The 13,885-nt window shown below is 73.4% G+C and carries 8 protein-coding genes; 7 read left to right on the forward strand and 1 reads right to left on the reverse strand.

Going from position 1 to position 13,885, the window contains the following annotated elements; genetic code table 11:
• Positions 1-45: 45 nt before the first annotated feature.
• From IE258_RS03595 to nudC, 5 genes are all read left to right on the forward strand, one after another.
• The gene (locus tag IE258_RS03595; protein ID WP_308434121.1) at positions 46-432 is read left to right on the forward strand and encodes an MGMT family protein; all 387 of its coding nucleotides are present in this window, start codon (positions 46-48) and stop codon (positions 430-432) included.
• Between the two features lie 287 nt (positions 433-719).
• Positions 720-4,349, forward strand: coding sequence for a UvrD-helicase domain-containing protein (locus IE258_RS03600; RefSeq protein ID WP_189738778.1), 3,630 nt, complete (start codon positions 720-722; stop codon positions 4,347-4,349).
• Positions 4,350-4,506: 157 nt separating this feature from the next.
• Entirely contained in the window at positions 4,507-8,031 is a 3,525-nt protein-coding gene (locus IE258_RS03605) for an ATP-dependent helicase (protein ID WP_189738781.1), read from the forward strand.
• Between the two features lie 10 nt (positions 8,032-8,041).
• Positions 8,042-9,454: a dipeptidase gene (locus IE258_RS03610; RefSeq protein ID WP_189738784.1), complete on the forward strand. Its 1,413-nt coding sequence runs from the start codon at positions 8,042-8,044 to the stop codon at positions 9,452-9,454.
• Between the two features lie 168 nt (positions 9,455-9,622).
• Positions 9,623-10,567 carry an NAD(+) diphosphatase gene (nudC, locus tag IE258_RS03615; protein ID WP_189738786.1) on the forward strand — a complete coding sequence of 315 codons (945 nt, stop codon included), beginning with the start codon at positions 9,623-9,625 and terminating at the stop codon, positions 10,565-10,567.
• Between the two features lie 94 nt (positions 10,568-10,661).
• On the opposite strand, the gene IE258_RS03620 is transcribed toward nudC, so the two are convergent.
• Complete coding sequence (locus IE258_RS03620) at positions 10,662-10,904, reverse strand: mycoredoxin (RefSeq protein ID WP_030400692.1); 243 nt, start codon at positions 10,902-10,904, stop codon at positions 10,662-10,664.
• Between the two features lie 192 nt (positions 10,905-11,096).
• Between IE258_RS03620 and IE258_RS03625 the strand changes: the two genes are divergently transcribed.
• Together IE258_RS03625 and IE258_RS03630 are read left to right on the forward strand one after the other, a co-directional pair.
• The gene (locus IE258_RS03625) at positions 11,097-13,304 is read left to right on the forward strand and encodes an ATP-dependent DNA helicase UvrD2 (RefSeq protein WP_189738790.1); all 2,208 of its coding nucleotides are present in this window, start codon (positions 11,097-11,099) and stop codon (positions 13,302-13,304) included.
• Between the two features lie 164 nt (positions 13,305-13,468).
• The gene (locus IE258_RS03630; RefSeq protein WP_189738793.1) at positions 13,469-13,801 is read left to right on the forward strand and encodes a hypothetical protein; all 333 of its coding nucleotides are present in this window, start codon (positions 13,469-13,471) and stop codon (positions 13,799-13,801) included.
• The last annotated feature ends 84 nt before the right edge of the window (positions 13,802-13,885 follow it).

A 13,885-nucleotide genomic window follows, 5' to 3' on the forward strand; every position in this document is an offset into this window, starting at 1 on the left:
CGGGAGTGCGTCGCGTTGTCGGAGGGGTACGGCAGGATGGGGCGGATGAGCGAGCAGAGCCTTCCGGACGGAGTCCGTCCGGAGAACGCGGACGCGCTGCCCGAGTACGCCGAGCGGGTCCTCGACGTGACCGAAGTGATCCCGCCGGGCCGCGTCATGACGTACGGGGACGTGGCCGAGTACCTGGAGGAGGGGGGACCCCGCCAGGTCGGCCGGGTGATGTCCCTCTACGGGGGAGGCGTCCCCTGGTGGCGTGTCGTCCGCGCGGACGGGGTGCTGCTCGCGGGGCACGAACTGGAGGCCCTCGACCGCTACCGCGAGGAGGGCACGCCTCTGAAGGAGGCGAGCAGAGCCGCCGAGGGGCACCTGCCGCGCCTCGACCTGAAGCGGGCGCGGTGGGACGGCGGTGGACGCGCACAGGAGCACGGCTGACGCGCACGGGGTCACACCTGACAGCTTCCGCCATCCGACCGGCCGATGTGTGACGTGTGATCCGTACGAGGTAAACCGGACACTTCGGGCATGTCCGTGGCATGACGTACGTTCGTGGGGCAGGGGGCGCTCGTGCCTCGAGTGACCCGAGGGAAGAAGAGGAAGCGCTGCTTCCGCCTCTTTCGTCGGCGTAGCGTCGGCCGCACGCGTCCCCCTCATCCCGTGGCCACCGCCCCACCCGGGGCGCGGACGGCCCACCAGCACACCCACCAGGACCGGCGAACCACGTGAGCTCCTCTTCCTCCACCGGACACCCGTCGCACCCCCAGGTGCGACGGGGGAGCCGTGGCGCTTACCGACTGGTGCGTACCCCGCCGGCACGCGTGGGCCCCCCTCGTCTGGACGCCGCACAGCGCGCCGTGGTTGACCACCGGGCCGGACCACTGCTCGTCCTGGCCGGGCCAGGCACCGGCAAGACGACCACACTGGTCGAGTCGGTGGCGGAGCGGATCGCCAGGGGCGGCGACCCCGAGCGCATCCTGGTGCTGACCTTCAGCCGCAAGGCGGCCGTCGAACTGCGCGACCGGATGGCGCTGCGCATCGGCGCCGCGCGTGCTCCCCGGGCGACGACCTTTCACTCCTTCGGTTACGCGCTGGTCCGCGCCCACCAGGACAGCGACCTGTTCGTGGAGCCCCTGCGACTGCTGTCCGGCCCGGAGCAGGACGTGACGGTGCGCGAACTGCTCGCCGGCCAGGTGGATCTGGAACGGCTCGGGCTCGCCCATGTGCGCTGGCCCGACGAGCTGCGGGCCTGCCTGACCACACGCGGCTTCGCCGACGAGGTCCGCGCGGTGCTCGCCCGCAGCCGCGAACTGGGACTCGGCCCGGATGCCCTCGGGGCCTTCGCCCGGCGCATCGGCCGCCCCGACTGGCGCGCCGCCGCCCTCTTCCTCGCCGAGTACCTCGACGTGCTCGACCTGCAGGGCGTACTCGACTACGCCGAACTGGTCCACCGCGCGGTGCTCCTCGCCCGCCGTCCCGAGGTCGCCGCGCACCTGACCGCCCAGTACGACGCGGTGTACGTCGACGAGTACCAGGACACCGACCCGGCCCAGGTGCGGCTGCTGCACGCCCTGGCGGACGGCGGGCGCACCCTCGTCGCCTTCGGCGACCCCGACCAGTCGATCTACGCCTTCCGGGGCGCGGACGTCAACGGCATCCTGGACTTCCCGACCGCCTTCCCGCGCGCGGACGGCCGGTCGGCGCCGGTCGAGGTGCTGCGGACCGCCCGCCGGTCCGGGGAGGCCCTGCTGACCGCCACCCGGCTGCTGACCCGGCGCATGCCGCTGACCCGCCTTCCCGCCGACAAGGTCCGCGCCCACCGTGAGCTGACCCCGGCGCGGGACGGCGGGCGGGTCGAGGTGTACACATACCCGACCTCCGGCACCGAGCTGGACAACATCGCCGACATCCTGCGCCGGGCGCACCTGGAGGACGGTGTCCCGTGGAGCGAGATGGCCGTCCTGGTACGCGCCGGTTCGCGCACGATCCCCACGCTCCGCCGGGTCCTCACCGCGGCCGGCGTCCCTCTGGACATCGACGGCGACGACCTCCCCCTGCGCCACGAGCCCGCGGTGGCGCCCCTGCTGACGGCGCTGCGAGCCGTGGCGGAGGCGGCGACGGGGGCGGGGGAGCAGCCCGGGAGCGGAGCGGACGGGAAGGCGGCGGACGGGAAGGCGAGGGAGGCGCGAGCCGACGGACCGCCCGGTGGGCAGCCCGACGGACCGCCCGGTGGGCAGGCCGACGGACCGCCCGGTGGGCAGGCCGACGGCGCGGACAGGGCCGACACCGGCACCGACGCCGCGGCCGAGCAGGCCGTACCCGAGGCGGCGTCAACGGACGCACCCGCGCGCGAGCCCGTGGCCGACGAGGAGGCCGACGCCGCCACGGACGCATACACGGACGACGCCACGGACGCCGACACCGAGGCGGAGCCCGCGCGCGGTGAACGCGCACACCGCGCGGACGAGCCGTGCTGGCTGCCCACCGAGACCGCCCTCACCCTGCTCACGTCCCCCCTCGCCGGTATGGACGCAGCGGACCTGCGCCGCCTCGGCCGTGCACTGCGCGACGAGCAGCGAGCCGCCGGCAACCCACTGCCGCCGCCCTCGGACGAACTGCTCGCGCGGGCGCTGGCCGAGCCGGAGCGACTCGCCGTGCACGACCCCGCGTACGCGCGCGGGGCCCAGCGGCTCGGCGCGCTGCTGCGCCGGGCACGTGAGCGCCTGGCGGGAGGCGGCAGCGCCGAGGAGGCGCTGTGGGACCTGTGGGACGGCACCCCGTGGCCCAGCCGCCTGGAACGCTCCGCCCGGCGCGGCGGCGCGGCCGGCCGCAACGCCGACCGCGACCTGGACGCCGTGTGCGCGCTGTTCGCGACGGCCGCCCGCGCGGAGGAGCGCTCCGGTGGCCGGGGCGCCCTGAACTTCCTGGAGGAGGTCGATGCCGAGGACATCGCGGCCGACACCCTCGCGCGGCGTGCGGTACGCCCCGACGCCGTCCGTCTGATGACCGCGCACCGCGCCAAGGGCCTGGAGTGGCGGCTGGTCGTCGTCGCGGGCGTCCAGGAGGGCCTGTGGCCGGACCTGCGCCGCCGCGGCTCCCTCCTGGAGGCCGACCGGATCGGCCGCGACGGACTCGCCGAACCCCTCACCCCCGGAGCCCTGCTCGCCGAGGAGCGCCGCCTGTTCTACGTGGCCGCCACGCGCGCGCGTGAACGTCTCGTCGTGACCGCGGTGAAGGCCCCGGCCGACGACGGCGACCAGCCGTCCCGGTTCCTGACCGAACTCGGCGTGGAACCCGCCGACGTCACCGGTCGTCCGCGCCGCCCGCTGGCCGTCGCGGCACTCGTCGCCGAACTGCGGGCCACCACCGTCGACCCCCGCGTCTCCGCGCCCCTGCGGGAGGCCGCCGCGCGGCGTCTGGCCCGCCTCGCGGCGCTGACCGACGAGGACGGCCGCCCCCTGGTGCCGTCCGCCCACCCCTACCGCTGGTGGGGAATGTGGGACCCGACCGAGAGCAAGGTGCCCCTGCGCGACCGCGACCAGCCCGTCACCCTTTCCGGAAGCGCCCTGGACCAGTTGGCCAACACCTGCGCCCTGCAGTGGTTCCTCGGCCGTGAGGTGAAGGCCGACGCGCCCGCCACCACGGCCCAGGGCTTCGGCAACGTCGTGCACGTGCTCGCCGACGAGGTGGCCTCCGGACACACCCCCGCCGACCTCGCCGTCCTCATGGAGCGCCTGGACTCCGTGTGGAACGCGCTCGCCTTCGACGCGCCCTGGAAGTCGGCCCAGGAGAAGGCCACCGCGCGCGTGGCACTCGAACGCTTCCTGAAGTGGCACGTCATGGACCGTGCCGGGCGCACCCCGGTGACGAGCGAGCACGACTTCGACGTGACCCTGGAGGCGGGCGACTACCAGGTGCGCATCCGGGGCCAGATGGACCGCGTGGAGGCCGACGGCGACGGCCGCGCCTACGTCGTCGACTTCAAGACCGGCAAACACGCGCCCACGTCCTCGGAAGTGGCCCGCCACCCCCAGCTCGCCGTGTACCAGCTCGCCGTCCGCGAGGGCGCCGTCGACGAGGCCTTCGACGGCGTACGCCCCGAACCGGGCGGCGCCGAACTCGTCCACCTGCGCCAGGGCGCGCCCAAGCGGGACGGCGGCGAGACCCTGCCCAAGGTGCAGGCGCAGGACTCGCAGGACGGGCCCGAGGGCGAGTGGGTCGGCGACCTGCTGGCCACGGCCGCGGGCAAGGTACTCGACGAACGGTTCACCCCGACTGCGGGCCAGCACTGCACCCACTGCGCCTTCCGCGCGTCCTGCAGCGCACGGCCCGAGGGGCGGCACGTCGTGGAGTGAGCGACGGGAGCCGGGGACCGGCGTAGGGACCGGAGTCGCGCCGGTCAAGCCGAGCAGCCGGTGTGACACGTCGCACCACATGCTCTGACCTGCGCTTCCCCGGCCCCGAGAGGCCATCCGGCACCCGCTGTCAGTGACCGCAGCTAGCCTCTCTGACGTGCCCGCCCACATCACCGATCCCGAGCAGCTCAAGGAGCTCCTCGGCATCCCCTTCACCCCGGAGCAGACGGCCTGCATCGTCGCGCCGCCCGCCCCGCAGGTGATCGTGGCCGGAGCCGGGTCGGGCAAGACGACGGTCATGGCCGCGCGCGTGGTGTGGCTGGTCGGCACCGGCCAGGTCGCCCCGGAACAGGTCCTGGGCCTCACCTTCACCAACAAGGCGGCCGGCGAACTCGCCGAACGCGTCCGCAAGGCCCTGATCAGAGCGGGCGTGACCGACCCGGACGTGATCGACCCGGACGACCCGCCGGGCGAGCCGGCGATCTCGACGTACCACGCCTTCGCGGGCCGCCTGCTGACCGACCACGGCCTGCGCCTCGGTCTTGAACCGACGTCCCGCCTGCTCGCCGACGCCACCCGCTACCAGCTCGCCGCGCGGGTCCTGCGCGAGGCCCCCGGTCCCTACCCGGCGCTCACCCGGTCCTTCGCCGACCTGGTCAGCGACCTCCTCGCCCTCGACGCCGAACTCGCCGAGCACCTCGTACGCCCCGAAGACCTGCGCACCTGGGACGCCGGCCTCCTGGACACCCTGGAGGGCGTCCGGCTCGGCAACGCCGATCTGCGCAAGGTCCCCGAGGCCGCCGCCGCCCGCCGCGAACTGGCCGACCTGGTGATCCGGTACCGAGCCGCGAAACGCGAGCGGGACCTGCTCGACTTCGGCGACCAGATCGCCCTGTCGGCCCGGCTCGCCGGGCTCCCCGAGGTGGGCCGCGTGCTGCGCGACGAGTACCGGGTCGTGCTGCTCGACGAGTACCAGGACACCTCAGTGGCCCAGCGCATCCTCCTCGCGGGTCTGTTCGGCGGCGGCACCGGCCATCCCGTGACCGCCGTGGGCGACCCCTGCCAGGCCATCTACGGCTGGCGGGGCGCCTCCGTCGCCAACCTCGACGACTTCCCCGAGCACTTCGCCCACGCGGACGGACGCCCGGCGGCCCGCCAGGCGCTGAGCGAGAACCGCCGCAGCGGCGGCCGCCTCCTCGACCTCGCCAACGGCCTCGCCGAGCCCCTGCGCGCCATGCACGCGGGCGTGGAGGCCCTGCGCCCCGCCCCCGGCGCCGAACGCGACGGCACGGTCCGCTGCGCCCTGCTGCGCACCCACGCCGAGGAGATCGGCTGGATCGCCGACTCCGTCGCCCACCTCGTGCGCACCGGCACGGCGCCCGGGGAGATCGCCGTCCTGTGCCGCACGGCGACCGACTTCGCGGAGATCCAGGGCGCGCTGGTCGCCCGCGACGTCCCCGTCGAGGTCGTCGGCCTCTCCGGACTGCTGCACCTGCCCGAGGTGGCCGACCTGGTCGCCGTCTGCGAGGTACTCCAGGACCCGGGCGCCAACGCCTCCCTGGTGCGCCTGCTCTCCGGCCCGCGCTGGCGCATCGGCCCGCGTGACCTGGCCCTCCTGGGCCGCCGTGCCCGGCTGCTGGTGAGCCACGCGCGCGTGGAGGGCGACGACGACCCCGACCGGAGGCTCGCCGAGGCCGTCGAGGGAGTCGACCCGTCCGAGGTGATATCGCTGGCGGACGCCCTGGACACCTTCCTGGAGACGCCGCTGGACGGCACCGGGGACGATGACGGGCTGCCCTTCTCGGCCGACGCGCGCGTGCGGTTCGCCCGGTTGGCCACCGAGCTGCGCGATCTGCGCCGGTCCCTGTCCGACCCGCTCATGGACGTCCTGTACCGCGTCCTCGCCGTCACAGGTCTGGAGGTCGAGCTGTCGGCGTCCCCGCACGCCTTGGCGGCCCGCCGCCGCGAGACCCTGTCCAACTTCCTCGACGTCGCCGCCTCCTTCGCCGCGGGCGACGGTGAGGCCACCCTGCTCGCCTTCCTGGGCTTCCTGCGCACCGCCGCGCAGTACGAGAAGGGCCTGGACAACGCACTGCCGGGCGGCGAGAACACCGTCAAGGTGCTCACCGCGCACAAGTCCAAGGGCCTGGAGTGGGACGTCGTCGCCGTGCCCGGCCTGGTCACCGGGACCTTCCCCAGCGGACAGGGCCGGGAGAAGTGGACCGCCCAGGGCAAGGTGCTGCCGCACGGCCTGCGCGGCGACGCCGAGACCCTGCCCGACGTCGTCTCCTGGGACTCCCGCGGCCTGAAGACCTTCCACGAGGCCATGAAGGACCACCAGCACACCGAGGAGCTGCGCCTCGGCTACGTCACCTTCACCCGCCCCCGCTCCCTGCTCCTGGGCTCCGGACACTGGTGGGGACCCAGCCAGAAGAAGCCCCGCGGTCCCTCGGACTTCCTCACGGCGCTGTACGAGCACTGCGCCGCCGGACACGGCGAGATCGAGGCATGGGCGGACGAACCGGCCGAGGACGAGGAGAACCCGGCCCTGCACCGGGCGACCGTCGACGAGGTCTGGCCCCTGCCCCTGGACGACGAGGCACTCGCCCGGCGCCGGGCCGCCGCCGAGACGGTCCTCGCCCACCTGGACGGCCTCGCCGCTGCGGAAGACGGCCACGCCGACCTCGATCCCGACACCTACGACGACCCGGACTGGCCGCCACCCCCGGCGGACGAGGAGGCGTTCCCGGAGGAACGGGACCCCGACCGGGCGAAGGGCCCCGCGGACCGGGATTCGGCTGGGGACCCCGCCGACTGGGACACCTGGACCACGGATCGTCCCGCCGTCCCACGGGAGAGCCTCGCGGTCCCGCACCAGGCGACGCGCCACCAGCAGCCACCGGGCCCCGCACCCGCACCCCCAACCCCGCCCGTCCCCGCACCCGCCCGCCTCACGCCGGAGGAGGCCCGCACCGTCGCCTCCTGGGACCGCGACCTGGACGCGCTCACCGGCGAGCTCCTGCGTGCCCGCGAGAGCGTCACCGAAGTGCCCCTGCCGGCGTCGCTGACCGCCTCCCAGTTGCTGAGCCTGGCCGCCGACCCGGACGGCTTCGCCCAGGAGCTGGCCCGCCCCATGCCCCGCCCGCCGCAACCCGCCGCCCGCCGCGGCACCCGGTTCCACGCCTGGGTCGAGGCCCGTTTCGAACCCCTGAGGCTGCCTCTGCTGGAACCGGAGGAGCTGCCCGGCGGCGACGCCGAGATCGCCGACGAACAGGATCTGGAGTTCCTGAAGGACGCCTTCGAGCGCACCGAGTACGCCCGTCGCACTCCCTTCCGCGTCGAGGCGCCCTTCCAGCTCTCGCTCGCCGGCCGGGTCGTACGCGGCCGCATCGACGCCGTCTACAAGGAGGGCGACGGAGACACCGCGACGTACGAGATCGTCGACTGGAAGACGAACCGCGCCGCCACCGCCGACCCGCTCCAGCTCGCGCTCTACCGCATCGCCTGGGCCGAGCAGCAGCACGTGCCGCCCACCTCCGTGACGGCCGCCTTCCTGTACGTGCGCACCGGAGAGGTCGTCCGGCCCCAGGGGCTGCCGGACCGGGCGGCGCTGGAGAAGCTGCTGCTGGCCGAGCCGGTCGGTGACGAACCGCACGATCGGGGTGTCCGCGCGGGCCGATAGGCTCGTAAGCATGAGCCACCCCGTTGACAATGCTGTCAGCGCTGTCCGCACGTACATCGAACAGCACCGCGCCGCCTTCCTCGACGACCTCGTCGACTGGCTGCGCATCCCGTCCGTGTCGGCCCAGCCCGAGCACGCGACCGATGTGCGCCGCAGCGCCGACTGGCTCGCCGCCAAACTGAAGGAGACCGGCTTCCCGACCGCCGAGGTCTGGCCCACCGACGGCGCCCCCGCGGTCTTCGCCGAGTGGCCCTCAGGGGACCTGCAGGCGCCGACGGTCCTCGTCTACGGCCACCACGACGTACAGCCCGCCGCCCGCGAGGACGGCTGGCACAGCGACCCCTTCGAGCCCGTCGTCCGCGAGAACCGCCTCTACGCGCGCGGGGCGGCCGACGACAAGGGACAGGTGTTCTTCCACACACTCGGTGTCCGCGCCCACCTCGCCGCCACCGGTCGCACCGCCCCCGCGGTGAACCTCAAGCTGCTGATCGAGGGCGAGGAGGAGTCCGGCTCCCCGCACTTCCGCACCCTCGTCGAGGAGCGCGCCGAGCGGCTCACCGCCGACGCGGTGATCGTCTCCGACACCGGCATGTGGTCCGAGGACACCCCCACCGTCTGCACCGGCATGCGGGGCCTGGCCGAGTGCGAGATCCACCTGTACGGACCGGACCAGGACGTCCACTCGGGCTCCTTCGGCGGCGCGGTCCCCAACCCGGCCACGGCCGTTGCCCGCCTCGTGGCCGGCCTGCACGACGAGCACGCGCGCGTGGCGGTCCCCGGCTTCTACGACGGAGTGGCCGACCTCACCGACCGCGAGCGGGAGCTCTTCGCCGAGCTGCCCTTCGACGAGCGGCAGTGGCTGCACACGGCCAAGTCGTACGCCGCCCACGGCGAAGCCGGACACACCACCCTGGAGCGGATCTGGGCCCGCCCGACCGCCGAGGTCAACGGCATCGGCGGCGGTTACCAGGGCCCCGGCAGCAAGACGGTCATCCCGTCGTCCGCCATGGTGAAGCTCTCCTTCCGCCTGGTCGCGGGCCAGGACCCGGGCCACGTGGAGAAGGCCGTCCGCGCCTGGGCCGCCGACCGGGTTCCGCCGGGCATCCGCTGCGAGATCACCTTCGGCTCCGCCACCCGCCCGTGCCTGACGCCGCTGGACCATCCGGCACTGCGGTCCGTGGTCCGCGCGATGGGCCGCGCCTTCGGGAAACCGGTCCGCTTCACGCGCGAGGGCGGCTCCGGACCGGCCGCGGACCTCCAGGAGGTCCTCGGGACGCCGGTGCTGTTCCTCGGCATCTCCGTCCCGTCCGACGGCTGGCACGCCCCCGACGAGAAGGTCGAACTGGATCTCCTCCTCAAGGGCGTCGAAACCTCCGCCCACCTCTGGGGCGACCTGGCGGAGCACTGGCGTCACGCCCCCTGACCGCCGCGCACGTCCGGGACCCGCCCGGCGCCGCGCGCGGCACACTGGAAAGGCCGCCCGGCACCGCCCGCCACGGCCGCGCCCTTCGGGCCCGGTCACCGCCCGCCGTACGAACCTCTGAACCCGCCTGCCGAACCGAACCGCTCACCGGGGGAGTTGGAAGCACCCGTGACCACCTGGACCGACCACACCGCCGACCGTCCCATCTCGCTCACCGCTCCGAGCGGCATCGACCGCGCCGCCCACCACCGCCTCGACGAGGCATGGCTCGCGGCGGCGTGGAGCCACCCCTCGACGCGCTGCTTCGTGGTCTCCGGCGGCCAGGTCCTGATCGACGAGACGTCCGACGGGGCCACCGAACTCGTCATGACCCCCTCCTTCGAGGCTCCGCTCACCGAGGCGCACCGCTACTTCCTGGGCACCGACGAGGACGGCACCAGCTACTTCGCCCTCCAGAAGGACTCCCTGCCCGGGCGCATGGACCAGTCCGCCCGTCCCGCGGGCCTGCGCGAGGCCGGCCTGCTCCTGTCCCCCCGGGACGCGGGACTGATGGCCCACGCGGTCGCCCTGGAGAACTGGCAGCGCCTGCACCGGTTCTGCTCCCGCTGCGGAGAGCGCACGGTCATCGCCGCGGCCGGCCACATCCGCCGTTGCCCCGCCTGCGGCGCCGAGCACTACCCGCGCACCGACCCGGCGGTGATCATGGCGGTCACGGACGAGGAGGACCGCATCCTGCTCGGCCGCCAGGTGCACTGGCCCGAGGGCCGCTTCTCGACCCTGGCCGGGTTCGTGGAGCCGGGGGAGTCCATCGAGCAGTCGGTGCGCCGCGAGGTCCAGGAGGAGGTGGGCGTCACCGTCGGTCCGGTCGAGTACGTCGCCAGCCAGCCGTGGCCCTTCCCGTCCAGCCTGATGCTCGGCTTCATGGCCCACGCCACGTCGACCGAGATCAACGTCGACGGCGACGAGATCCACGAGGCCCGCTGGTTCTCCCGCGAGGAACTGGGCGCCGCCTTCGAGTCCGGCCAGGTGCTGCCGCCCTACGGGATCTCGATCGCGGCCCGCCTCATCGAGCTCTGGTACGGCAGGCCCCTGCCGACGCGCAGCGCCTTCTGAGCCCGACGTCACAAGAGGGGCGGCCCACTCCCGCAACGGGGAGGGGCCGCCCCTCTCTACGGATTCCGCGACTGACCGTGTCCCGGCGTACCGGCTACGCGCCGATCTTCTGCTTCACCTGCGCCAGCGACGGGTTCGTCAGCGTCGAACCGTCGGGGAAGAGCACGGTCGGCACCGTCTGGTTTCCGCCATTCGCCTTCTCCACGAACGCGGCGGACTCCGGGTCCTGCTCGATGTTGACCTCGGTGTACGCGATGCCCTCGCGGTCCATCTGGCTCTTCAGCCGACGGCAGTAGCCGCACCACGTGGTGCTGTACATCGTCACAGTGCCCGGCATGTCTCTCGTGCTCCTTCGGCGACTCGGGAAGCGGCGGCTCGGGATGAGGTCGCAGGAGGAGAACGTCCGTGACGGCGGGACCATTCCCGTCGAGCGTTCCGCCGCGTGACACCTGTCGCATCAGTACGACTATCGGTGCGTGCCTGTGGACAACCGACTCACCCGTCTCGCGAGACCTGGCAGCATGGCGGTGTGACAGCAGCAACGCACTCCACCCTCTTCCCGCAGGTACCGGACTCGGCCGACGCGGTGCTCGAAGGGCTCGACCCCGAGCAGCGCGAGGTGGCGACCGCCCTGCGCGGCCCGGTGTGCGTGCTGGCGGGAGCCGGCACGGGCAAGACCCGGGCGATCACCCATCGCATCGCCTACGGGGTGCGGGCCGGAATCCTCCAGCCCTCCAGCGTGCTCGCCGTCACCTTCACCAACCGTGCGGCCGGGGAGATGCGCGGCCGGCTGCGCCAGCTCGGCGCCTCCGGTGTACAGGCCCGCACCTTCCACTCGGCGGCGCTGCGGCAGCTCCAGTACTTCTGGCCGAAAGCGATCGGTGGCTCCCTGCCCCGACTCGTCGACCGCAAGATCCAGCTCGTCGCCGACGCGGCCGCCGCCTGCCGCATCCGCCTCGACCGGGGAGAGCTGCGCGACGTCACCGCGGAGATCGAGTGGTCCAAGGTGACCCAGACCGTCCCCGCCGACTACGCCCCGGCGGCGGCCAAGGCCGGTCGTGAGGCGCCCCGCGACCCGGCGGAGATCGCGCAGCTGTACGCCGCCTACGAGGACCTCAAGCGCGCTCGCTCCGTCATCGACTTCGAGGACGTGCTGCTGCTGACGGTGGCCGTCCTCCAGGACCGGCACGACGTCGCCGAGCAGGTCCGCGCCCAGTACCAGCACTTCGTGGTCGACGAGTACCAGGACGTCAGCCCCCTCCAGCAGCGCCTGCTGGAGCTGTGGCTCGGGGACCGCGACGACCTGTGCGTGGTGGGCGACGCCAGCCAGACGATCTACTCGTTCACGGGAGCAACCCCCGACCATCTCCTCGACTTCCGCGTCCGCCATCCCGGCGCCACCGTCGTCAAGCTGGTCCGCGACTACCGGTCCACCCCCCAGGTCGTCCACCTCGCCAACGGCCTGCTCGCCCAGGCCCGGGGCCGGGCCGCCGACCACCGTCTGGAGCTGGTCTCCCAGCGCGCCGCGGGCTCCGAGCCGGTATACACCGAGTACACCGACGAGCCGGCCGAGGCCGAGGGCGCGGCGCGCCGCATCCGCGAGCTCATCGACTCCGGGGTCCCCGCCGCCGAGATCGCCGTCCTGTTCCGCACCAACTCCCAGTCGGAGACCTACGAACAGGCGCTCGCCGACGCCGGGGTGCCCTACCAGCTGCGGGGCGCGGAGCGCTTCTTCGACCGGCCGGAGGTGCGCAAGGCCGGCAGCGCCCTGCGGGCCGCGGCGCGCTTCGGCGGCAACGACTCCCTCCTCGATGACGTTGTCGACCTGCCCTCGCAGGTGCGCGCGGTGCTGTCCGGGGAGGGCTGGACGACCGAACCCCCGGCCGGATCGGGTGCCGTGCGGGAGCGCTGGGAGTCACTGGCCGCACTGGTCGGCCTGGCCCAGGACTTCGCCGCCGCCAGAGCGGGGGCCACCCTGAGCGATCTCGTCGTGGAACTCGACGAGCGTGCGGGTGCCCAGCACGCGCCGACGGTGCAGGGCGTCACCCTCGCCTCCCTGCACTCGGCCAAGGGCCTGGAGTGGGACGTCGTGTTCCTGGTCGGTGTCGCCGAGGGCATGATGCCGATCACCTACGCAAAGACCGACGAGCAGATCGAGGAGGAGCGCCGCCTTCTCTACGTCGGTGTCACCCGCGCGCGTGAGCGTCTGCACCTGTCCTGGGCACTGGCCCGGTCGCCCGGCGGCCGGCCGAGCCGCAGGCCCAGCCGGTTCCTGAAGGGGCTGCGGCCCGGTTCGGGCACCGCAGGCGGGCGAGCGGCCGCCGGGGGCTCCGGAGGCGTGGAGCGCGGGTTCCGAGGCGGCGCCGGCGGTGCCGCGGTCGCCGCGCCGAGACGGACGCAGCGGACACCGGCCCGCTGCCGGGTCTGCGGACGCACGCTCACCGACGCCGGTGAGATGAAGCTGATGCGCTGCGAGGGCTGCCCGTCCGACATGGACGAGGGCGTCTACGAGCGACTGCGCGAGTGGCGGGCGGTGCAGGCGGGACGCAGCGGACAGCCCGCGTTCTGCGTCTTCACCGACAAGACGCTGATGGCGATCGCCGAGTCCGTCCCGGAGGACGAGCGGGAACTGGCCCGGATCCCCGGGGTCGGAGCCCGCAAGCTCAACCGCTACGGGGCCGACGTCCTGGCCATCTGTGCAGGCCAGGAGGGCGTGGGGCTTGACGGGGACGACTGATACAAACTCGTCGAAAAAATAGTTTGCGCATGCCCCGGGAATCCCCATAGGTTCTTGGTCACGGGAACAGCGGCCTTCCCGGAGGCCCTGAATCCGTGTTGTACTTGCATATCCGCGGACTGGTTCGTCCCAGTCCCCCGAGACGCCGAGAGGAGGCGAGTCCAGTGATCAGCATCAACAGCAGCTTCATCGTCAGCTCCACCGCCAAAATGACCGATCGCTCGGCCGCCTCCCTGTGCACGCTCGGCGCTTCTCACTCGGGCACCGGTCTGTCCGGCATTCGTGCCGTGCGTCCGGCTGCCGCCGCCTCTGCTCCCGCGGGCCTTCCCATCCGCGAGCGCAATGAGCGACCGACCAAGGCACTGGAAGCAGCAGTAGCGGCACAGGCGCAGGCCTATGCCTTTACCGCGACCGGTGCCGGATTCCGGAAGCAGACGACGCAGCACCACCTGATGTGGGCCTTCCGTGGGCCAGAACCCTGGAGTGATCCAGCCTGATCGCCGATCAGGCCGGCGCCTTCAGGGCCGCGGAACCCCACCCGGGATCCGCGGCCCTTCTGTTTGTCCCCGAACGGGGGCGAC

The organism is Streptomyces tendae (assembly GCF_014650435.1).
Taxonomy (GTDB): domain Bacteria; phylum Actinomycetota; class Actinomycetes; order Streptomycetales; family Streptomycetaceae; genus Streptomyces; species Streptomyces tendae.